This window comes from Thalassolituus sp. UBA6592, assembly GCF_002433655.1.
GTDB lineage: Bacteria > Pseudomonadota > Gammaproteobacteria > Pseudomonadales > Oceanobacteraceae > Venatoribacter.
In genome coordinates this window covers 16,075-36,963 of record NZ_DJIO01000105.1, presented here as the reverse complement: position 1 = coordinate 36,963, position 20,889 = coordinate 16,075, and the positions used below count along the sequence as shown (strand labels likewise).

Annotated in this window: 20 protein-coding genes; 11 read left to right on the top strand and 9 right to left on the bottom strand. The window is 53.2% G+C overall.

The genetic code is table 11. The features are described from left to right. Positions 1–37: 37 nt before the first annotated feature. Positions 38–892, top strand: coding sequence for a surface lipoprotein assembly modifier (locus B2Z72_RS09825; RefSeq protein ID WP_296986040.1), 855 nt, complete (start codon positions 38–40; stop codon positions 890–892). Positions 893–905: 13 nt separating this feature from the next. Here B2Z72_RS09825 and B2Z72_RS09820 read toward each other — a convergent pair whose 3' ends face one another. From B2Z72_RS09820 to B2Z72_RS09805, 4 genes are all read right to left on the bottom strand, one after another. Then, positions 906–1,067: an IclR family transcriptional regulator domain-containing protein gene (locus B2Z72_RS09820; protein ID WP_349681244.1), complete on the bottom strand. Its 162-nt coding sequence runs from the start codon at positions 1,065–1,067 to the stop codon at positions 906–908. Positions 1,068–1,233: 166 nt separating this feature from the next. Continuing rightward, entirely contained in the window at positions 1,234–1,815 is a 582-nt protein-coding gene (locus B2Z72_RS09815; protein ID WP_349676762.1) for a DUF411 domain-containing protein, read from the bottom strand. Between the two features lie 49 nt (positions 1,816–1,864). Further along, a complete protein-coding gene (locus B2Z72_RS09810; protein ID WP_296986041.1) occupies positions 1,865–2,842 on the bottom strand; it encodes a copper resistance protein B in 978 nt (325 codons plus the stop codon). Continuing rightward, positions 2,839–4,674, bottom strand: coding sequence for a copper resistance system multicopper oxidase (locus B2Z72_RS09805; RefSeq protein WP_296986044.1), 1,836 nt, complete (start codon positions 4,672–4,674; stop codon positions 2,839–2,841). Before B2Z72_RS09805 ends, B2Z72_RS09810 begins: the two co-directional genes overlap by 4 nt. A 154-nt stretch (positions 4,675–4,828) precedes the next feature. Here B2Z72_RS09805 and B2Z72_RS09800 point away from each other — a divergent pair, with 154 nt between their 5' ends. The 3 genes from B2Z72_RS09800 (at position 4,829) to B2Z72_RS09790 (ending at position 7,722) form a co-directional block, all read left to right on the top strand. Further along, a complete protein-coding gene (locus B2Z72_RS09800) occupies positions 4,829–5,515 on the top strand; it encodes a heavy metal response regulator transcription factor (protein ID WP_296986047.1) in 687 nt (228 codons plus the stop codon). After that, a complete protein-coding gene (locus B2Z72_RS09795; RefSeq protein WP_296986049.1) occupies positions 5,505–6,893 on the top strand; it encodes a heavy metal sensor histidine kinase in 1,389 nt (462 codons plus the stop codon). The genes B2Z72_RS09800 and B2Z72_RS09795 overlap by 11 nt, the downstream gene beginning before the upstream one ends. Positions 6,894–7,116: 223 nt before the next feature. Further along, positions 7,117–7,722 carry a hypothetical protein gene (locus tag B2Z72_RS09790; protein WP_296986052.1) on the top strand — a complete coding sequence of 202 codons (606 nt, stop codon included), beginning with the start codon at positions 7,117–7,119 and terminating at the stop codon, positions 7,720–7,722. Positions 7,723–7,794: 72 nt separating this feature from the next. Here the strand turns inward: B2Z72_RS09790 and B2Z72_RS09785 are convergent, their stop codons facing one another. From B2Z72_RS09785 to B2Z72_RS09775, 3 genes are all read right to left on the bottom strand, one after another. Continuing rightward, the gene (locus tag B2Z72_RS09785; protein ID WP_296986054.1) at positions 7,795–8,535 is read right to left on the bottom strand and encodes an SDR family NAD(P)-dependent oxidoreductase; all 741 of its coding nucleotides are present in this window, start codon (positions 8,533–8,535) and stop codon (positions 7,795–7,797) included. Positions 8,536–8,638: 103 nt separating this feature from the next. Continuing rightward, positions 8,639–9,088 (bottom strand): MarR family winged helix-turn-helix transcriptional regulator, encoded by a 450-nt coding sequence (locus tag B2Z72_RS09780; RefSeq protein ID WP_296986057.1) that lies wholly within the window; start codon positions 9,086–9,088, stop codon positions 8,639–8,641. Positions 9,089–9,246: 158 nt separating this feature from the next. Next, positions 9,247–11,190, bottom strand: a complete 1,944-nt coding sequence (locus tag B2Z72_RS09775; RefSeq protein ID WP_296986059.1) for a methyl-accepting chemotaxis protein — start codon at positions 11,188–11,190, stop codon at positions 9,247–9,249. Between the two features lie 284 nt (positions 11,191–11,474). Between B2Z72_RS09775 and B2Z72_RS09770 the strand changes: the two genes are divergently transcribed. The 7 genes from B2Z72_RS09770 to B2Z72_RS09740 all read left to right on the top strand — a co-directional run bounded on the left by B2Z72_RS09770 (position 11,475) and on the right by B2Z72_RS09740 (position 16,699). Further along, on the top strand, positions 11,475–12,371 hold the full coding sequence (locus B2Z72_RS09770) for a LysR family transcriptional regulator (protein WP_296986061.1): 897 nt from the start codon (positions 11,475–11,477) through the stop codon (positions 12,369–12,371). 421 nt (positions 12,372–12,792) lie between these two features. Continuing rightward, positions 12,793–14,097 (top strand): hypothetical protein, encoded by a 1,305-nt coding sequence (locus tag B2Z72_RS09765; protein WP_296986064.1) that lies wholly within the window; start codon positions 12,793–12,795, stop codon positions 14,095–14,097. 239 nt (positions 14,098–14,336) lie between these two features. Next, positions 14,337–14,537 (top strand): hypothetical protein, encoded by a 201-nt coding sequence (locus B2Z72_RS09760; protein ID WP_296986065.1) that lies wholly within the window; start codon positions 14,337–14,339, stop codon positions 14,535–14,537. 10 nt (positions 14,538–14,547) lie between these two features. Next, positions 14,548–15,363, top strand: a complete 816-nt coding sequence (locus tag B2Z72_RS09755; protein WP_296986068.1) for a DUF692 domain-containing protein — start codon at positions 14,548–14,550, stop codon at positions 15,361–15,363. After that, the gene (locus tag B2Z72_RS09750; RefSeq protein ID WP_296986070.1) at positions 15,303–15,635 is read left to right on the top strand and encodes a putative DNA-binding domain-containing protein; all 333 of its coding nucleotides are present in this window, start codon (positions 15,303–15,305) and stop codon (positions 15,633–15,635) included. Before B2Z72_RS09755 ends, B2Z72_RS09750 begins: the two co-directional genes overlap by 61 nt. Next, complete coding sequence (locus tag B2Z72_RS09745; RefSeq protein WP_296986073.1) at positions 15,595–16,146, top strand: DoxX family protein; 552 nt, start codon at positions 15,595–15,597, stop codon at positions 16,144–16,146. Before B2Z72_RS09750 ends, B2Z72_RS09745 begins: the two co-directional genes overlap by 41 nt. Next, a complete protein-coding gene (locus B2Z72_RS09740) occupies positions 16,130–16,699 on the top strand; it encodes a sigma-70 family RNA polymerase sigma factor (RefSeq protein ID WP_296986075.1) in 570 nt (189 codons plus the stop codon). Before B2Z72_RS09745 ends, B2Z72_RS09740 begins: the two co-directional genes overlap by 17 nt. Positions 16,700–16,917: 218 nt before the next feature. Here B2Z72_RS09740 and B2Z72_RS09735 read toward each other — a convergent pair whose 3' ends face one another. Together B2Z72_RS09735 and B2Z72_RS09730 are read right to left on the bottom strand one after the other, a co-directional pair. After that, positions 16,918–17,970, bottom strand: coding sequence for a lipase family protein (locus tag B2Z72_RS09735; RefSeq protein WP_296986078.1), 1,053 nt, complete (start codon positions 17,968–17,970; stop codon positions 16,918–16,920). Between the two features lie 30 nt (positions 17,971–18,000). Next, a complete protein-coding gene (locus tag B2Z72_RS09730) occupies positions 18,001–20,823 on the bottom strand; it encodes a DUF2339 domain-containing protein (RefSeq protein ID WP_296986081.1) in 2,823 nt (940 codons plus the stop codon). Between the last annotated feature and the right edge of the window lie 66 nt (positions 20,824–20,889).

Below are 20,889 nucleotides of genomic sequence, written 5' to 3'. Positions count from 1 at the left end.
CTTGACCTCAGGTCGTGTAATACTCCGGGCTGCCACTTTGTGGGCAGCCCTTTCTGCGTTCTCTGTCCAGGCTGGAATCAGTGCAGGTGTTCAGCTCAGTGCTCAGTATGACAGTAGTGTATTGCCGGATCCTGAACTGACCGACGCCACGACTCAGGCGGCCTGGGGACAGAAATTCTCAGGCTATATCGGTGCTGATACTATGTTGAGTGAACGTTGGCGTGTTCAGGGGCGATTCGATCATAGTCGCTCGCAGTGGCAGGATATCACTGGGTATGACAGTGATATTCAGAGTGGATTTATCCGCCTCAGCCGAAGAGGCGTCTGGTCTCCAGAGCTGGCATTACTTGCGGCGGACGCTCATGTGGACGGGCGTGATTTTCTGCAGCTGCGCCGCGTAAGCCCAGCTTTTGGATACCTGATTTCCCCACGCTGGTACCTGCGCCTGCAGGGCGATATCAGTGATAAGCAATTCAATGATTATCCCGACCGGGACAGCCAGCAAGTGCGTGTACGCAGTACTCTTTACTGGCTGATGGATAAAACCGATCGGTATCTTTCTTTGCAGGGAGGCATCAAGCGGGAAAACGCCAAAGCAGATCTCTATAGTTATGATGCGTTTTTATCGCGCCTCAGATGGAAGCAGGCGGTTGGCTCATGGTTCTGGTTTTTAACTCTGAAAACCGAGTACCGGGAGTACCAGCAGGAGCGGGTATCGCTCGGCGAAGCCCGGCAGGATATGCGCTGGCGTTTGTCGAGCTCCGTTGAATGGCCCCTTTCAGTCGGTTTCCGACTGACGGTTGAGGCCGGACATGATATCTACCATTCCAATCTGGATGTTGCTGACTACTCACAGAACCGCTTTGAAACTGGCCTGCACTGGGACTATTAGTTCGTGAATCCTTTCACCGCACCGCACGGTGAATCGCGGCGGCACTGTCCAGCAGTTTGGGCAGATAGCGGTTCATCAGTGTATCCATGCTGACCCGCGCCGCATTGGTGCTGATGTTGATGGCCCCGAGCAGCTCGTTACTGCCGGAGAATACCGGCACTGCCACGGATCTCAGACCCAGGTCCAGCCGTTCTGGGCACTGCCTTTACTGGGCGATAAAAAAGCCGTAATCAGCGCGGTGATTACGGCAAACAGTCAGCGGCGTACCGCTGAACACAGGGACATATTTCTGCAGGAGCCCGGGACTGGCCCGGGTTATTTAAGGGTGGGTAAACCGGCGATCAGTGGTGTGGCATCTGCTCATGATTCATGCCGTTATGGTTCACGGCATTCTGGTTAATGCTGTGATTCATATTGCCGTGATCCATGTTGCTGTGATCCATGTGGCGCTGTGTCACCTGATCCTGAGGGCTGTCGATGCTGGCATACACTTCGGTGTTGCCGTCCTGCTTTAACAGCAGTACCTGATACGGCATAAATTTATCGCCCATTTCCATGCCCGGACTGCCCACCGGCATCGCCGGTACGCTCAGACCGATGGCTCCCTGAGGTGGTGCAGCGAGAAACTGCCGTACGTATTTCGCCGGCACATGACCTTCAAACACAAAGCCTGCCTGTGAAACCGAGGTATGGCAGGAACGCAGTTGCGGGCCGATGCCAAGCTGCTGCTTTACCGCGGCCAGGTTTTGCGGATGCTCAACATGGGAGTCAAAACCATTGGCTTTCATATGGTCGATCCAGTCGCCGCAGCAGCCACAGGTCGGACTTTTAAACACCGTTAATTCGGTGGCTGCTGCCCGTGGTGACAGGGCAGCAAGGGGAGAAAGAGCGAGCAGAGCCGAAACAAGTAACACTTTCATCATTCAGTATCCTTTTATCCACAGCGGCAACAGACCGCTGCAGGTACGCAGTTCAGAACCAGAATTTAATTCCGGCCAGATAATGAGTGTCGGTGACCGGCGCACCGGCATCGTCAGCCATATCGGCGGTTTTGCCAAAAGCTCTGGTCCATTCAACACCAATATAGGGGGCAAACTGGCGGCTGATTTCATAACGCAGACGCAGACCTAAGGCACCATCGGTAAAGCCAGCGTATAAGCCATTTTCTTCATCATCTTTGCCATAAGCAGTTAATGCCGCGCGGGTCTGCAACACCAGACGCTGGGTAAACAGCAGATCGTATTCAGCTTCGCCGGACAACGCGCTGCGGCCTTCGTCACCAAGGTAGAAGGTCAGGCTGGTTTCGAACCAGTAAGGTGCAAGCCCCTGAATGCCCAGCGCTAACCACTGACGGTCGTCGCCTTCATCGCCGTTATAGGTATCGAATCTGGCACCCAGCAGGGTATCAAAGTAGCCGGTCAGTGCGTGGTTCCACAGCACTTCGGTTTCTGCTTCTTCCAGCGAACCATCGGCAAATTCACCTTCGGCATTCACCTGCAGACGGTTCCAGGTGGTGCCGTACCAGGCCGTCAGATCGTAAGCGCCGCGATCATCATCCGGTTCGTATTCCAGACGGTCACCGATCACTGACCAGAAACGGTGCTCGTCTGCCATTTTCATCTGGCGCGGGCCGGGCAGGGCGTAAGGGCCTTTGCTCAGGGTTAAGCCATCGGAATAGGCGTGAGGATCACGGTCGTTGCTTACCACAGGAGCGCTGGCTGTTTGCTCGCCGTGCATCCCCTTATGCATGCTGTGATCCATGTTCTGATGCATCTCATGGTCCATACCCTGGTGCATACTGTGGTCCATGCCCTGATGCATTGGCATGTCCTGCATAGTGCCAGCGCTCTCTTCAGCCTGTGCGTTCTGAGTGACGATCGCCGCGCTTAACGCCGGAACCAGCAGCACGGTGGTCAGCAGAGATGGGGAGCCTTTGATTACGTTTTTCATACGACAGCTACCTCGCGGAACATACCGGCATCCATGTGGAAGGCCAGATGGCAGTGCCATGCCCAGCGCCCCACTTCTTCCGGGGTGGTCAGAAAACTGATGCGCTGCGCAGGCTGAACCTGAATGGTGTGGCGGCGCGCCAGCAGTTCACCGGACGGTGCTTCCAGGTCACTCCACATGCCATGCAGGTGCATGGGGTGGGTCATCATGGTGTCGTTCTGCAGAATAACGCGCACCCGTTCACCGCGTTTCATTGCCACTGGTGTGCTGTCGCCGAATTCAACGCCATCAAACGACCAGGAGTAGCGCTCCATATTGCCGGTCAGATGCAGTTCGATTTCACGGCCGGGTACGCGCTTGTCGTTCAGCACGCCATCACGGGATCTCAGGTCAGAATGGGTCAGAACTTTATGGCCAGCCGGGCGGCGACCTTTCTGGCTGAGGCCGCGCAGGCCAACGCCGGGGTCGTCCAGGTTGGTGCGTGGCGTATCGACCAGCATATCGACCTTGCCACCGCGCTCGCTGCTGGCGTGGCGTACGTTCTGTGATGGTTTTGCCAGAGGATTCATCGGCATGCCGTTCATGTGTCCGTCATGCTTCATCTGTGAATGGTCCATTTGGGAATGATCCATCTGAGAATGGTCGGGCATATCGCCCATGCCGGCCATACCCTGCATGCTGCCGTGATCACCGTGCATATTACCCATCATGTCCTGCATGCCGAGCCATTCCACCGGGTCCGTATCCGGTACCGCAGCAGTTAAGCCCTGAGCGACGGCCAAGGTGCCGCGGGCATAACCGGAACGGTCCATGCTCTGGGCAAAAATGGTGTGGGCATCATCGGTCGGGCGTACGATCACATCGTAAGTCTCACCCGGACCAAAGCGGAATTCATCCACAGTGACAGGTTCAACCGCCTGGCCATCGGCTTCCACCACGGTCATGCGCAGACCGGGAATGCGCACATCATAGAAAGAGTTACTGGCTGCATTAATAAAATGCAGGCGCACGGATTCGCCACGTTTGAACAGGCCGGTCCAGTTGCCTGCCGGTGTCGTGCCATTCATCAGATAGGTCAGCACGCTGGCGGAGACATCGGCCAGATCCGTTGGGTTCATGCGCATCTGATTCCACATGCGGCGTTTCTGCAGGGCGCTGGTAAAGCCCAGCGCAGAGACGTCTTCAAAGAACTGACCAGCAGTTGGCTGGTTGTAGTTGTACACATCGCTCTGGGTTTTCAGACGGGCAAACACCGCCATCGGGTCGTCGTCGGTCCAGTCACTGAGCTGGACCACGTGGGCACGGTCGGCTTCGATGTTTTTGCCGTCACGAGGCTCGATAATCAGTGCGCCGTACATGCCGGTCATTTCCTGAAAACCGGTGTGAGAGTGATACCAGTAGGTGCCGGTCTGCTGCAGCGTGAAGCTGTAAACAAAGGTCTCACCGGGGGCGATGCCTCGGAAACTCAGACCCGGAACACCGTCCATATTGTGCGGCAGGATAATGCCGTGCCAGTGAATCGACGTCGGCACGGACATACGGTTGGTGACGCGGATGGTCACCGTATCGCCTTCGCGCAGACGGATGGTCGGTGCCGGAATGGAGCCGTTGATGCTGGTGGCGCGGCGCACATTGCCGGTGAAGTTGACCAGAGTTTCTTCAACCACCAGATCAATGGTTCTGCCACTCAGAACCGGTGCTGTGCCGTGTAAAGCTGACTCTGCAGCAGCGGCCCGGCTGAGGCCCGGAAGTGCCGCCAGAATGCCGCCGGCGGCCAGTCCCTGGACAAAGCGCCGCCGCTTCAGCAGCGGCAGCTCAAGGTGTTTGCTCATCGCAATGACTCCATCAATATCGGTATCTTACCCTCAGGGTAAAGCGGCCTGCCTGACACCGGCATGACCCGAACATTACAAAAGCGTAATCCAGCGGTCATTTGTGTGACGGCTGTCATCAGCCATAATGCGGCTGTTAACAGAGGTATAGACGATGCGCCTGCTGGTGGTGGAAGACGAACATAAAACCGGGAATTACCTGCAACAGGGTCTGACAGAGGCCGGCTTTCAGGTCAGTCTGGCGCGTAACGGGCTGGACGGTCACCATCTGGCCATGACCGAGGATTTTGATCTGATCGTGCTCGATGTGATGCTGCCGGATGTGGATGGCTGGCGCATTCTGCAGTCCCTGCGCGAGGCCGCACGGCAGACGCCGGTGCTGTTTCTGACTGCCCGCGACAGTGTCGAAGACCGGGTCAAAGGTCTGGAACTTGGGGCCGATGATTATCTGGTGAAGCCCTTTGCCTTTGCTGAACTGCTGGCGCGGGTGCGTACTTTGTTGCGTCGTGGTTCGGTGCCGGTACAGTCAGACCAGCTCAGTGTGGCGGATCTTATGCTGGATATGCCCAAACGCCGGGCGACCCGCGACGGCAAAAAAATTCAGCTCAGTCAGAAGGAATTTGCTCTGCTAGAATTGTTGGTGCGCCGTGAGGGCGAAGTGCTGACCCGCTCGCTGATCGCCTCACAGGTGTGGGATATGAATTTTGATTCCGACACCAATGTGATCGATGTGGCGATCCGGCGCCTGCGCGCCAAAATTGATGACGGCTTTGAACCCAAACTGATTCATACCGTACGCGGCATGGGCTACAAACTGGATGCGGAAGCCAATGATGAGTAAGCGCCAGCCACTGTCGCTCACCCTGCGCGTGCTGCTGTTTGTCAGTATCGCTGTGGGTATCGGTCTGCTGGTCATGGCCGGGCTGATCATGCGGTCGATTGAGCATCATTTTGCTCAGCAGGACGCCGGTGAAATCAAAGCCATTGTGCATGTAATTCACGATGTGCTGGAGCAGCGCGGTGCCGACACCGCGTATCTCAGCAATGAACTGCCGGCGCTGGTGGCCGGGCACCATGGCACCCGCTTTGAGATTCGTGACGCCAGCGGGCTGTTGCTCAGCAGTAAAGACCCTGCGGATGCTGCTCCGCTGGCGGATGCATCCTCAGCCGTGGTGCAGGATATCCGCCCGGACACCTTAAGCACCTGGCAGCGGAGCGGGCAGACCCTGCGTGGTGTGGTCACAGAGGTGCAGACATCCACAGCCCGCTACCGCCTGACGGTTGCCATTAATATGGAATTCCACCTGCAGTTTCTGCAAAGCTTCCGCGAAAGTCTGTGGTTGATTATGGCGGCCACAGGGGTGCTGACTCTGCTGGCTGCCGCCTTTGCTGTGTATCAGGGGCATCTGCCGCTGCGCGGCTTAAGCCGCAGCATGGGCGAGATTCAGGCGCACCGGCTGGATGTGCGTATTGATCCACAAACCCTGCCGGCCGAGCTGCGCGAACTGGCGGCATCGTTCAATACCATGCTGGCCCGCCTGCAGCAGGGTTTTGATCAGTTGTCGCATTTCTCCTCGGATATTGCCCACGAGCTGCGCACGCCGCTGACCAGCCTGATGACACAGATTCAGGTGACCATCAGCAAGCCGCGCAACGATGGTGAATATCAGGAGGCTCTGTATTCCGCGCTGGAAGAACTGGAGCGTCTGAGCAAAATGGTGGCGGATATGCTGTGGCTGGCGAAAAGCGATAACCAGCTGATTAAACCGGAAGCGGAAGCGCTCAATGTTCGCGCTGAAATTGAGCAGCTGTTTGAATTCTTTGAAGTGCTGGCAGCAGAGAAACTGATTTCCCTGCAGCTCGATGGTGATGTGCCGCAGGTGCATGGCGACCGCTCACTGCTGCGCCGGGCGATTTCCAATCTGTTATCCAATGCACTGCGCCATACACCGGATGGGCAGTACATCCGCGTCAGTCTGCAGACTCAGGGGAAATACATCGCCATTCATGTCAGCAACCCGGGCGACACTATCGCCGCTGAACATCTGGATAAACTCTTCGACCGTTTTTACCGCGTTGATCCCTCCCGTCAGCGTCATTCCGAAGGTGCCGGACTGGGGCTGGCCATTGCCCGCTCTGTGGTAAAAGCCCACGGTGGTGACATCAGCGTCACTTCGGCCAACGGCATTACCTGCTTCACTCTGCTGTTGCCCGCCTGATTCGGATTTTGCTGAACATTTTCACCGGATTTTCACCACTACCCGTTAACCTGAGTAAAAGTTGAGGAACGACAGGGTCCTGAGACTGTCTTCGTTTCACACTGTGCATGGGTTCCCCAAAGAATGTGACATGCATCCAAGAAAGGAACCGGGCTGACGGGTTTACAATGTAACTCCATCAGGCACTCATCCATCATCCGCTGAATCTTTGCCGGGAGGCGCTATGAAAACCAAAACTGTCCCTGTGATTACTTTCTGTGCCGGTGTGCTGTGTGGCATGGGAGCGCTGGCGCTGACCGGTAATTCATCGCCGTCGGCACTGTTATCACAGGACGTTGTGGGCGCCAGTATCGCGCCACACAATTTGATGGCATCTCTGACAGCGGGCGATCAACATGCGCAGGATCATGTGTACAACAATATCCGCTATGGTTTTACGCTGAATTATCCACAGACGCTGCACCCGCAGGGCGAGTCGTTTAATGGTGATGGCCAGACGTTTACCTCTGCTGATGGCAAAGTCCGGGTGCAGGTGTACGGCGCCAACCTGTTAAATGAAGAGCAGCTGGATGAACTCTATCAGCGTGCTGCCAAAGATGATCTGTACGGCAATCACTCGCGCCTGGTGACGGACAAAGAACTGGGTGAAAACTGGTTCCGGGTATCCGGCTACACCGAGGGTGACAAAGTGTTTTACAGCAAAAGCATTCTCGCCGGCGAAACTCTGGTGACCTTCACCATTTCCTATCCGGAAGAGCAGGAGTCACAGTGGCAGTCGGCGGTCTCCATGCTCGACAACAGCTTTGCCCTGAACGAAGTGGACTTTTAACAGCGAGCGGACTTTCAGAAAAACAAAAAAACCGGCCCAAATGGCCGGTTTTTTTTATGGCTGAAGCCAGGCTTATGGCAGGTAGGCACCGCCACATACCGGAGTATAAGTACCGGTTACATGACCGGCAGCTTCACTTACCAGGAAGCGGATGGTGCTGGCGACGTCTTCCGGCTGCGCCAGACGCTGAGTTGGAGTGAACTGAATAATCATGTTCTTGAACTCCTGTGGCGCGTCTTTAGTGGCGTCGGTTTCCACCATGCCTGGGGCAACGATATTGGAAGTAATGCCGATTGGGCCCAGTTCCTGCGCCAGGTATTTATTGAAGCTGTCCAGCGCGCCTTTGGCGGAACCGTGAGCGATAAACATAGGCGCAGGGCTTTCGGACAGGGTGCTGGAAATAAACACCAGGCGACCGTATTTCTTCTCCGCCATCTGAGCGGTGGCCAGTTTTGCCGAGGCATAAGAGGCGTGCAATTCATCATTCAGTTTCTGCGCGAACTCATCCCAGCTCTGTTCCATGAACGGCTTTGGCGTGAAGTTCATATTGGCGTTGGACACCAGAATATCCACACCACCGAATTCCGCGACTTTGGCGAACATGGCTTCCAGCTGACTGTCATCACGCACGTCGGCCTGCAGCGGATAGGCTTCGCCGCCGGCAGCGGTGATTTCTGCTGCCAGATCAGCCGCTACCTGAGCGCTGTTTACGTAGTTAATAAAAACACGGTGACCGTCTGCGGCCAGTGCTTTTGCGGTTGCCGCGCCAATACCACGGGCGCCGCCTGTGATCAGAGCATTACGTTTTGTCATTGTTACCTCCACCATTGCTGGTTGTCATTCCGTGGCGGTTTCGCGGGCGGATTAAAACGCTGTAAAACGGCCACACCATAAAATTGTGATGCGATCTCAGGCGTCAGCCATTCAGATCGCGCAGATTACCAATCACCTGATTGAGCACAGACTGTCCCTGTTCCAGGTCGTCTGCAGCGATGCCCTGCTGAACGTCGCTGAGCACCGCATTCGCGATAGCCGAACAGCGGCTGGCTTCTGCCAGTGCTCTTTCAGTCGGAATTACGCGCTTGCGCCGGCTGTCTTCCGGGTCTGGCTGTCGTTCAAGCCAGCCTTTCTTTTCCAGTCCGTCGAGCAGGCGGCTGACACTGGATTTTTCCAGATACAGTTGCTCGCTCAGTTGCTTCTGTGTGGTTGCTTCGCCTTTGCTCAGCAGCATCACCACACCCCATTGTTCTGCGGTCAGATCAATACCGGCTTCACGGAAACGCCGGGCGATCAGGTTGTTGAACAGGCGGCTGGCGAGACCGGTGAGGTAACCCAGAGAATGATTGTGATCGTAAGATAATTTCATAATGGTTGTATATACAACTAAATGATCCGGGTCAAGTTACAGGCCGGACAGCTGACGATGTGGGCATTCTGAAAAGTAATGCTGAGGGTATGGGGAGGCGGACGCGAGGAAAGGGGACGGAGGCGGTATCCGCGATGTGCGGATACCTGCCTGATGGCTCAGCTCAGTGAGAAACGACCAACCAGTTTCTGCAGTGAGTTGGCCAGCCCGGACAGCTGATTGCTGGAGGCGGCACTGTCATCCGCGGAGGACAGGCTGTCTGCGCTGATATCGCGCACCTTGATCACACTCTGATTGATCTGTTCGGCAACCTGGCTTTGCTCTTCCGCCGCTGTGGCAATCTGAGTCGCCATTGAATACATCACAGCAACCGATTGGTTGATGTCCTGCAGAGCGCTGTTTGCATCATCAGACAGAGATACGCAGGCGTTGGTCAGCTCTTCACCTTTTTCCATGGAAGCCACTGCCTGATTGGCACCGTTTTGCAGACGCTCGATCAGAGCCTGAATTTCTGACGTGGATTCCTGGGTACGCTGCGCCAGAGAGCGGACTTCATCGGAGACAACCGCAAACCCCCGGCCCTGATCACCGGCACGGGCCGCTTCGATGGCGGCGTTGAGAGCCAGCAGGTTGGTCTGTTCGGCAATACCACGGATCACATCCAGAATACGCCCGATACTGATGGTTTCATTGCGCAGCTCATCGATTTCACGGGCGGTATCTTTCACGCTGCTGGCCAGCAGATGAATATTATTCTGCGTCTGAACCACAACGTTCTGCCCTTGTTGTACCTGACCTTCGGCTTTTTCCGAAGCTTCCGCTACCTGAGTCACGCTGGCGGATACCTCATGGGCAGTGGCTGCCATTTCATTGACTGCAGTGGCCACCTGATCGGTTTCTGACTGTTGTTCCTGAGCGCCAAGACGGCTGCGTTCAGTCAGCGTCATCAGGTTGCCGGCCGACTGGCCGATTTCGTTACTGGCGCCAAGAATATCGCGCACCATGTCACGCAGATTGCCGGCCATATTATTCAGTGCCGTGAACAGTTCGCTGATCTCATCATGGCCCTGATCGGTGGACTTCACGTTGAGCTGGCCAGAGGCCAGCGTATTGGCCAGGTTTTTCGCTTTGTTCAGACGACTGGTGATGTGGCGGGTCAGCGCGATGGAAGCGAATACCGCAACCGCAATGGCAATGGCTGATACCAGCAGCAGAACCCTGGTGGAGGTGCTGTTTTCACTCTGCAGTCTCGGGCCGAGTTCATTCTGGTCATCCATAACAGACAGTTTGATGGCTTCCAGTTTGTCGGCAATCACCGGGCCGATAACGTCCAGCGTACGCAGGACTTTTTCATCACGATCAGCAACCAGCTTCTTCAGTTTCTCCAGCCCGCTGAGGTAGTCCGTGCGTTGTTTCATAAAGGTCGCCAGAGTGATATCCAGCTGCACCGAGACGGTACTGGCGCGCAGCCCTTCCACCTGTTGTGGAATCTCTTCACGCAGCAGACGCTCACTGGTTTCGATGTCACTGGCCTTGTGCTGGTCGTACCATTTTACGATATTCAGTCTGGCCAGCAGCAGGGCGGAGGTCAGATTGCCCAGCAGTTTTTCATCTTCCACTGAAGTGGTTTGTTTGTGCGCCTGCTCTAAGGTTTGCAGCATAGCGTTGCCCAAACCGGTGAGATCACCGTAATAGGTAGTCTTTTCCTGCTCCATCAGGCTGCGGACGTCATTAAATGTTGCCTGGTATTCCTGCAGCAGTGGCGCAGTTTCCTGTACAAGCTTTACCCGTTCTGGCTTTTTGATCTCTGCCTGGGCCTGGGCAAACAGCTCGTTGACTGCGGCAAACCGTTCTGTGTACTTATCCAGACCGCGTTCACCACTGCTGAGCAGGTAGTTCTTCATTTCCAGACGGGCAAGCACCAGGTTGGCCTGTACCCGTCCGGCCAGGTTGGTGTCACGTGCCAGAGTGCGGTAATGGCTGAAGCCATCACTGGCACCGCTCAGACTGATGACAGAATTGGTGCTGGATATAGCCAGCAGCAGTACGACAAGAACAAACCCGGCAGAGAGTTTCATCCCTAAGGTCATACGTAATTTCATCCCTGCGTCTCCGTTTTGGTTTTGATCGCTGGTAAATTCGAAGGTTGAGACTTAAAGGTTAGTAAAAGGTCAGTAAGCTGCAATAAATCCCCAGCGCTTTTCCGCAGTGCGCAGGTCAGAATTGACATCTGCCGGATGGCGGAAGAGATTAATGAGTGAAATAGCTTAGTGTATGCGGTTTATTCGTATAGTTAATGAATGGAACTGCTGGAACAATGCAGCGTGTGCCCATCTGTCCGCATTCTCTGGGGTACCTGGTGAAATGACTGGTGGAGTAACTGACAATGGCGCGCGACAACTATCACGAACTGCAGGCGTTTATCGCGGTGGCGCGCGAGCGCAGTTTCACCCGCGCGGCGGCTCAGATGGGGGTATCACAATCAGCTCTGAGCCATACTATCCGTGCCCTCGAATCCCGTTTAGGCATTCGCCTGCTGACCCGCACCACGCGCAGCGTGTCGCCGACAGAAGCCGGTGATCGTCTGCTGCAGACCGTAGCCCCGCTATTTGAAGACATCGACGCCGAACTCGCAGCGCTGACGGAGCTGCGCGATAAACCGGCCGGTACTGTGCGCATTGCCTGCAGTGATCACGCGGCTGAGTTCACCATCTGGCCGCGTCTGAGTCAGCTGATGAAGGACTATCCGGATATCAATATTGAACTGCGCGTCGACAACGGCCTGACGGATATCGTTGGCCAGCGTCTAGACGCTGGTGTACGTCTCGGTGAACATCTGGATCAGGATATGATCGCCGTGCCACTGATGCCACCGTTACGTATGCTGGTGTTTTCCTCGCCAGAGTATTTTGCTGAACATGGTGTACCGCAGGAACCAGAAGATCTGGTGCAACATAACTGCATCAATTTCCGCCTGCCGAGTTTTGGCGGCCTGTATACCTGGGAATTCGAAAAGGATGGTCGTGAGATTAATGTCAAAGTACCCGGGCAACTGGTGTTCAATACCAGCTCGCTGATTCTGAAAGCGGCCTTGCAGGGTAACGGGATCGGCTATCTGCCTGCGGATATGTTGGGCCCGCATATCGCCAATGGCTCACTGATGCAGGTGCTGGATGAATGGTGCCCGCATTTCCCGGGATACCATCTCTACTATCCTAATCGCCGTGATCCATCGCCTGCGTTCCGTAAAGTGGTGGAAGCGCTGCGGCTGAAGTCGCAATAATCTTATAAGCGGTTGCTGGTCTGTCTGAAGAGTGATTCTTCTCAGGTCTTATGTCCGACACTTTTCTAAGTTTTCCTGTGTATTTTTTGGTACGTTTGATCTGGGTTTTATGCGCCATTTTTAAGTTTGGGCGAAAATGGTTACGAATACGGTATTTATTAACGAATACCCATTGCAGTCCTGATGAACGTACAGTTAGTGCATAAAAACTCATTCTTATGAACCAAAAAAATAATTCAAATTATTGAGATTGCTGACGTTATTCCCCAGCGGTTATTTAACTGGCATTAAAACTACTGCTGTCTCTTCTTTTTATAGTGCCGTTATCTTTTGACGAGCGCTGCATCTGCACAGAGCATAATCAACAGCTGACAAGCATTCTGATCTGAATGGAATTACACAATTTTAAAAGGGATAAAGAATGAAAAATCTGCATTTATCACATCTTATTTTCTGTTGCTTCAGTGGCCTTGCATTGACTGCCTGCGGAGGCGGTGGTGGAGGTGGTTCCTCTGATAATGATAACCCTCCCATCGTTGATGATGAAAACGAACCCGGGGATGAAGTCGTTTTTGAACCAGTTATTTTCAGCAACTTTCAGCGTGCAGATTTCGTATTGGCAACGGACGATGAGGGCACTGATTTGTTCAGCGATATCTACGCTAACCCCTTAGTGGCTGAAGATGGTTCATTGTGGGTAGGGGATTACAGCGCCGGTCAACTGGTTCGCTTCACCACCTTGCCCGAATCCGATGGTGTTGCCGCTACCTATATTGACAGTATTCAGTACCGGGACGGCGAAAATGTCCTGCAGGACTATCAGCTGTCCGGTCCCAGCAGTCCGGCGGTGTCCGCCGGACGTATGATTGTGCCCCTGTATAGCGATAACAGTGTAGTGATTTTCGATAGTATTCCGGTTACCGGAGCTGAGAACACAGGGATTATTCTGGGGACCGGCAGTTTTGAGGAAGAGCCCGCGGCAGACTGTTCGGCGCTGGGGCTAAGTGGCCCGGAGGGTCTGGCTGCTGCCGGAGGAAAACTGGTGGTAACAGACAGCGGACATAACCGGGTACTGATCTGGCATACGGTGCCAACGCAATCGGGAACGCTGCCAGACATAGTGCTCGGGCAGAACAGCTTCGATCTGTGTGATTCTAATGATGATAATCAGGATGGCGATACTGATTCGCAGCCTTCAGCACGTACATTATCTGTTCCAGCTGGTGCCTGGACTGATGGAGAAAAATTGCTGGTAATCGATGCTGTGAATAACCGGGTGTTGGTCTGGAACACCTTCCCGACGGAAAACTTTGAACCTGCAGATCTGGTGTTAGGGCAACCTGATTTCGCCAGTAATAATGCAAATGATGCTGACCAGGATTCTTCGGAAGATGATCCTTCAGCGCAGACGATGAATTATCCATTTGATGGTATTTATTCTAATGGTGAACAGATCTTTGTTACCGACGGAGATAATAACCGCGTACTGATCTGGAACAGCTGGCCAACAGAAAATGGTCAGGCTGCCGATGTGGTCTTAGGGCAGGATAGCTTCACCAATACTGCAGCTAATGATGACAACCAGGATGGTGTTGAAGACGTTATTGGAGAAGAGCATGTGAGTACCGACAGAACAATGGCTTACCCATCCGGACTGCGGTTGCATGAAAAGACTCTGATCGTTATCGATAATTACAACCGCCTTATGTTCTTTAACGGCGAGTAACTTTCTTCAGACTGGATTCAGTCACCGTTAAGCCCCCTGGACTCAGATTCAGGGGGCTTTTTTGTGCCTGACCGGCGGTTTTTCACTCCTCTTGTCTCGTCAATTGGATCTTAAGTGTTTGAAATTAATTGGTTTTTAAATAATTCAAAAAAAGTTGTCAGGATTCCATGAGCAAGTACGACTGAACAGATAAGCACGTGATGTGCTGACTATCTGACTGTTTATATGAGGAATGCTCCATGAATATCCGTTCTGCTGCCGCTATGGCTTTGACTGTTATCTCTTCTGCTGCGTTTTCTGCTTCGGCACTGGCCGGAGACCGCAGCTGTGGTGCCGGTACCTGTGGTAAGAAAACAACGTCTGCCGATAAGGGCGATGGTTCGTGTTCAAAGAAGGACAGCTCTTGTTCAAAAGCTGAAGGCTCCTGCAGCAAAAAGTAAGGAACTGACCATGGCAGGCTTAGGTTACCGCAGAGAAATGTCAGACTGGGATATGTCTGATGTTCAGGCAGACTTCTTTGAAGTGATTGCCGAAAACTGGATCCGTCGCGATCCTGCTCCGCTGCTGCAACTGATTGACGCCGGGCGCGCTGTGCATCTGCACGGCGTGTCGCTCAATCTCGGTGGCTCATCGCCCATCAATGCAGAATTCGTGCAGCAGGTGGGAGTATTGCAGCAAACACTGGGAACACCTTTTTACTCCGACCATCTGGCCGCCAGTGGCGATGCGCATCAGCTGTATGATCTGTTTCCAATACCGTTTTTTGCCCGTGAGGTTGTCCGCATCGGTGATCGTATCCGTGAGGTTCAGGATATTCTCGGACGGCGCATGGCCATCGAAAACCCGACTTGGTACACCAATATCGGTGACATGCCGGAAGCTGAATTTCTGGCTGCGGTCGCAGACTATGCAGACTGCAATATCCTGCTCGATCTGAACAATATTGATGTGAATTATAAAAACCACCAACAGCAGACTGTGGATGATTACCTGATGCGTATCGATTTTAGCCGGGTCAATTATATGCATGTTGCCGGTCATGAATACGACCCGCGTTTCGGCCTTTATGTTGATACTCACAGCCGTCCTGCTGAACCACATGTTCGTGATAAAGCTCTGGAACTGCACAAAAAGTACGGGCTGCCCATACTGCTGGAATGGGATAACGATGTACCGGATATTCAAACTATTAATCAGGAGTTGTTATGGCTGACATCCGGCTATGCCACAGCGCCGACCCACTCGCAGGAGAGTCTGGCCTGCTGACCTCTGCATTTTACGATTATGTCCGTGGTCTGAGTGACGAGGTGCCCGCCGGGTACAGTGAAAACGGCATGCGCCTGTACCGGCATCTGGTGTATCTGGGCGCCGATCAGATGCTGGGTGGCTATTTCCCCGACGTCAAACAAACACTGGGCGATGAAAGCTGGCGCTCTTTGTTGTGTGCATTTATTCAGAGTTCTGCCTGGCAATCGCATTTTTATGGAGATATGACCGATGAGTTTATTGAATTTCTCAAACAACAGGCCGCTGACTGACAGCCTGTCACCATTGCCTGTGTTTATTCTGCGTCTGTGGCTGGCGCAGGAGTTTATTCATGCCGGTTGGGTGAAAGTCAGCGATGGACTGAATGCCCCGGAATTGTTTGCCGGTCTGGATTTCCCTTTCCCTGTCAGTCTTCTGCCTGCCGATCTGAACTGGGCTGTAGCAGGCTTTGGCGAGCTGATTCTGGGTGTCGCGCTGCTGCTCGGTATTTTTTCGAGGTTATCTGCAGCAGGACTTATGTTTATTATCTGGGTGGCTGTGTACTCAGTGCACTTCGATCTGGGCTGGCATGGCTGGAATCAGATTGATACAGAAAGCGGCTATGGTTTTAAAGTACCGTTGATGATGGTCATTATGTTATTGCCTGTGCTGGTCAACGGTTCCGGCAACTGGTCGGCAGATAATTACCTGAAGCATCTCAGCAGCAGCCTATGGTTATCGGTATTAACAGGAATGAAGTCCGAAAGAGCAGGGAGCGGAAAAACCCTTGATTACCACTCATGATATTTCGCAATGGGTACACCAGTGGCGCACACCTATGCTGCGCTTTGCTCAGCTGCACCTGTCGTCTGCCGATGATGCGGAAGATGCCGTTCAGGAAACTTTTGCCGCCCTGGTAACTTTTACCGGCAATAAAAAGCCCGATGATATCCGTGCCTACCTGTTTGGTATTCTGCGCAATAAAGTGAAAGACAGATTGCGCCAGCGTTACCGCCAGCCATTAGCGGATGAAATCAGCAGTGATGAATTTGATGAACTGCTTTTCGACCGCAAAGGCCATTGGCATTCCGGCGTTGCGCCAGCGCGCTGGTCTGCGCCGGATGAGGACACAGAAAGCAGCCAATTTTTTAAGGTGCTGGATATCTGTGTGAATAAGTTGCCGGAAAAACCAGCGCGGGTATTCACCATGAAAGAATTTATGGAATGCGATGCCGAGGAAATTTGTACAATTATTAATATCAGCAAGAGCGATTACTGGCAGTCAATGAGCCGTGCCCGTAAGCAGATTCATATCTGTCTGAATCAAAGCTGGTTTGATGGGGAGACATTATCATGATGAAATGCCAGGAGTTTATATTTCTGCTGACATCAGGCCAGTTAAAGGAAGGATCGGCTGTTCTCAAAAGCAGTGCCTTTATGCATCGGATGATGTGCCGCCGTTGCAGTGCGTTTTATCATAATGATAATACGCTGGCTCATCAGATTGATAGCTGTAAGAAATTCTTGCAGCAGAAGCCAGGCGATGACCTTAATGAACCGGACGAAAAATAATCGTCAGTCCAGACTGAAACCGAAAAGATTAATATTGGTCTGGTAGGGAATTTCTTCAGCCTGATTTCTGAGGTTGCTCAGCTGATCAATATAGGTCGAAATTTTATGAGCATTCAGGTTCTCTTCGCCCGGTATTGCGGTCATGGATTTCGTTGCCCGCAGCATGCTTTTCAACCCCTGAGTCTGTGAATACTGCTGATCATTCAGCAGAATAATTTCACTGCCGATATGCCAGTAAATATCCATATTTTTAATCTGCAAAGGACTCAGTGGCGGCACTAGTGGCACCAGGTCTTTTTCGGTAACGACACGGGTTAAAGGAATATCGGCGTAGGTATTGGCACCGGTGACATTGGTTACCTTAGGTTGTCCAAAGGTAATGACCCGGCTCGCCGGATGTCCATCCTGCTGGCAATACATAGCCAACACTACGGCGATAGCGCCACCGAGACTATGGCCGGTAATAATCAATGGTTTGTCGGTTTTCAGATAGGGTTTTACATCCTGATAGACGGCAGATGCCGCCGAGCGAAAACCTTTATGCAGGGTTATTCCCAGGGCTTCATCGGCTTCCAGGTTTACACTCAGGTCGACCATAACATTGGTCAGGTTTGCAGTACCGCGAATGGCAATGGTCTGAATGCCGTTGGCTTCGGCGAGAAAATAGCTGACCTGATGATCCGCAATCAGTGACTGGTGAATAAGCGTTTGTTGCTGATTTTCGAGCTGTGCTGCCAGTTCATTATCTGGCAGATAGGTATCTGAGGCGATTTGAGCATACTGATGCAGCACCGAGAATTCGCTTATGTGTTGCTGCCGTTCGTGTTGTTGTTCCTGCTGTTGTTCGTGCGCAGCTGTGTTGCCGGCAGAATCACTTTTTTGTATTCCCCCCGCAGGCGTTTTATCTGTGTCCGTTTCTGCAGCAAGTGGAGAAGTACAGGTAAAAGACAGCAAAGCAGCAGTGGTGGCAAACGCTGTCAGGATCCGGTGTGTAAAAAAGTGCAGCATATCTTTCATGTTGGTTAAAACGTTAAAAAGTTTTCTTACTGCACTCATTCGAAGCTCATGTGAAAGGTTATGAACAGGCTATTTTACCGCAGCTTCATTTTTACCGGTTTCACCTTTACCGTCTTTATCCTGGCCGGTTTCACCTTGGGCAGGTGCGAAGCGCTGATGTAACCATGCCAGCCCCAGCAGTGCCAGACCAAGCCCCATGAAAGATGCTACCCGCCAAAGCCCCGTGAGCCCTGACATATCGACTAAAAACAGTTTGGCGACCACGACCAGCAGCAATGCCATACCTGCACGGTACAGGGTTTGTTGCTGCAGTTTCTGTGCGGCGGTCATAACCGCAGCGGCGATTAACATCCAGACTACCGAGTAGGTATAAAGTTCACCGTCACTGGTGTGCTGGTTCAGGCTCATTGCACCCTGTTGCCAGAGGTGACGGATTTCCAGCGAGATAAACAGCAGCGCATTCAGACCTGCGGCGGCGGCTGCGTAGTAGCGATATTGATCACGACGCAGATACCACCAGGCGGCCATGATCAGTGTTGGGATGCCGTAGCTGAGCAGTAACAGGTTCCACAACGGCAGTATTCCGATCTCACTGCTTATTGCGGAATTATGGGTCCACAGCGGGTTATCTCGCAGCAGTATGATCAGCGCATAAGTCGCTCCGGCCAGACCCAGATGAATCAGGCTGACAATATGATAAAACTTCTGCATGTACTGGCTTTGCCCGGCGCGCCAGAAATAAATCAGCGAAGCCGTACCCCAGATAAATACGTCGAGACTGGCTTCGGTAAAACTGAATTGCTGGCGGAAAATATCGCCGTCGTACAGCCAGTAGCGGATTTCAGCTGCCAGAGTTAATACCAGCAGATGAATGGCACCGCCCTGTAGCCAGGCCTGCATTTTGCGGAATTCCGGAGCGCGCAGAATCCATGCTGCAGCGGCGCTGCAAAGGGTTGAACCACCAAAGGTCCACAGCGACCAGTGGCTGCCCGGCGGATAGCTCAGCAGCCATGGGTTAAAGGTAATACGACAGACGACGATGGCCAGTACGGCGCGGATCACCCAGGGCATAAAGGCAAGCTGATAATGTCTTTGTAACGCAGCCATAGATACCAGTTGTGCCGCCACTGCCAGCGTAAGAGTCGCTTCTTCCAGCATAATTACAGCTGCCAGTGAAAAGCCCACATGGGCGGCGGTAATCAGAACCACAGTAACCAGATCACTGAGGTTTTTGCTGATGCGGGTCAACCATAAATACAACAGGCCTAATAATGCAGCAATAAGCCCCCAGGCCCAGTCGCTGTGAAAAGCACTGAATAAATAGTAGCCGGCTGCCATTAACAGCAGCGGTGTGGCGCTCGCCAGTCCGCTCCAGAAAGCCGGGTAACGCACATGCCGGCGCAAAAGCCATAAAGACACACTGCAATACAGAACCGCCAACAACATAAAGCGTATTGCCAGTGCGGATTGATCAGCAATATCCGGGGCGATAAACAGCAGCTGATTCTGCTGCTCACTGAGATAGCTGACAAATGTGGCGAGCACAATGAGTGGCAACAGCAGTGCCGTCAGAGGATTTAGTTCAGCGCGGCGGTTTGCGCCAAGCAGCAGCGCCGGTAACAGCAGAACAATAAAGTAGTGACTGTCAGCAACGCCTTCTATAGTCAGGGTAATGGCCTGGGCGATAACGATAAGCACCAGCCCGGCAAGGGCAGGCCAGTCTGCGTTTTCGCGGATGTAATGCTGCATATACTGCAGCCAACTGCGCTGGTCTTCTTTCTCGCTTTTTTGAGTCAGTAACCAGTCAAAGCGCGGAACAGCAAGGAACAGATACGCCAGCGCCAGCAAATACAGAGAACGCACACCATCTGCCGGCGACGCTGCGAGACTCAGCAGCCACCATAACAGGCTGCCGGCAATCACGCCGGCCCACAGCCAGCGCTTCTGTACATAGGCAACAAGCCACAACGAAAAGGCTGTGAGTATGGTTATATAAATCAGCGCCATGGCGATATTGCCTGAGCCGGTATTCACCAGCAAAGGCACGATATAGCCGCCTAACATGCCCAGAGTTGCCAGCACCGGACCGTGCCTCAGCGCCAGTGCCAGGGTAGCAAAGGACACCAGTGCCAGAGCGGCGAAAATCAGCGTTGGCGACACACCGGGTAATAATTTAAAGGCGGCAAATAAGGCTGCATAAAGAATAATGCTGGCACCACCGGCCAGAGCGGCAAACACCGGATTCTGGCCTTTATTGCGGCGCAGCCATTCTGCGCCCATGTGTAAACCTGTGCCGGTCAGCAGCGACAGAATAATACGAGCCTGCGGCCCCAGCAGGCCCTGTTCGATGGAATAGCGCACCATAAAAATACCGGCCAGACCGACACAGATGCCGCCCAGCCACACCATCCAGTGATTACGCATATTATCGCTGAGGCGATCAATAAAACCCGGTTCCTTCGCTGCTGATGGTGTCGCTACTGAGGGAGCTGAGGAGGTTTCGGTAACGGAAGAAGCTTCGGTAATGGAAGCGGCAGGTGCTGATGCAGCTGCAGCGAATGGCACGGCTTGCGCTTCAGGCTGAGTCTCTGCAGCAGCTTCAGCTTCCGGTGCTGTTTCTGATGCTGTTGTTGGTGGTTTTGATGCTGTTAATGGCGCAGTTGCTGGTGTTGTTAATGGTTCAGTTGCAGAAAGCTCAGTGTCGCTTGTCTGTGTATGCTTCTGCTGTTGATTCAGCATCAGCTGCCGCAATGCTTTATCAAACTTCTTTTCCATACTTTGCAGCTGTTGCTGCAGACTGCGGACACGAAAAAAAGCCACACTGCCAAGCACCAGTGCGGTAAAAAACAGCACCACAATCAACAGGGCGAATAACGATAAAAGCGCTTCCATTTGCAGGTATCCATCAACAATTCAGAAATGAACCGGAGGCGGCACTATAGCCTTTGGCTGTGCTGA

Coding starts and splice junctions, on each gene's coding strand:
- B2Z72_RS09805 (WP_296986044.1), bottom strand. CDS start 4,674: ATGAGCAAACACCTTGAGCTGCCGCTGCTGAAGCGGCGGCGCTTTGTC.
- B2Z72_RS09790 (WP_296986052.1), top strand. CDS start 7,117: ATGAAAACCAAAACTGTCCCTGTGATTACTTTCTGTGCCGGTGTGCTG.
- B2Z72_RS09735 (WP_296986078.1), bottom strand. CDS start 17,970: ATGAGTGCAGTAAGAAAACTTTTTAACGTTTTAACCAACATGAAAGAT.
- B2Z72_RS09745 (WP_296986073.1), top strand. CDS start 15,595: ATGAGTTTATTGAATTTCTCAAACAACAGGCCGCTGACTGACAGCCTG.
- B2Z72_RS09775 (WP_296986059.1), bottom strand. CDS start 11,190: ATGAAATTACGTATGACCTTAGGGATGAAACTCTCTGCCGGGTTTGTT.
- B2Z72_RS09765 (WP_296986064.1), top strand. CDS start 12,793: ATGAAAAATCTGCATTTATCACATCTTATTTTCTGTTGCTTCAGTGGC.
- B2Z72_RS09730 (WP_296986081.1), bottom strand. CDS start 20,823: ATGGAAGCGCTTTTATCGTTATTCGCCCTGTTGATTGTGGTGCTGTTT.
- B2Z72_RS09815 (WP_349676762.1), bottom strand. CDS start 1,815: ATGATGAAAGTGTTACTTGTTTCGGCTCTGCTCGCTCTTTCTCCCCTT.
- B2Z72_RS09795 (WP_296986049.1), top strand. CDS start 5,505: ATGATGAGTAAGCGCCAGCCACTGTCGCTCACCCTGCGCGTGCTGCTG.
- B2Z72_RS09750 (WP_296986070.1), top strand. CDS start 15,303: ATGGCTGACATCCGGCTATGCCACAGCGCCGACCCACTCGCAGGAGAG.
- B2Z72_RS09780 (WP_296986057.1), bottom strand. CDS start 9,088: ATGAAATTATCTTACGATCACAATCATTCTCTGGGTTACCTCACCGGT.
- B2Z72_RS09770 (WP_296986061.1), top strand. CDS start 11,475: ATGGCGCGCGACAACTATCACGAACTGCAGGCGTTTATCGCGGTGGCG.
- B2Z72_RS09810 (WP_296986041.1), bottom strand. CDS start 2,842: ATGAAAAACGTAATCAAAGGCTCCCCATCTCTGCTGACCACCGTGCTG.
- B2Z72_RS09800 (WP_296986047.1), top strand. CDS start 4,829: ATGCGCCTGCTGGTGGTGGAAGACGAACATAAAACCGGGAATTACCTG.
- B2Z72_RS09760 (WP_296986065.1), top strand. CDS start 14,337: ATGAATATCCGTTCTGCTGCCGCTATGGCTTTGACTGTTATCTCTTCT.
- B2Z72_RS09755 (WP_296986068.1), top strand. CDS start 14,548: ATGGCAGGCTTAGGTTACCGCAGAGAAATGTCAGACTGGGATATGTCT.
- B2Z72_RS09785 (WP_296986054.1), bottom strand. CDS start 8,535: ATGACAAAACGTAATGCTCTGATCACAGGCGGCGCCCGTGGTATTGGC.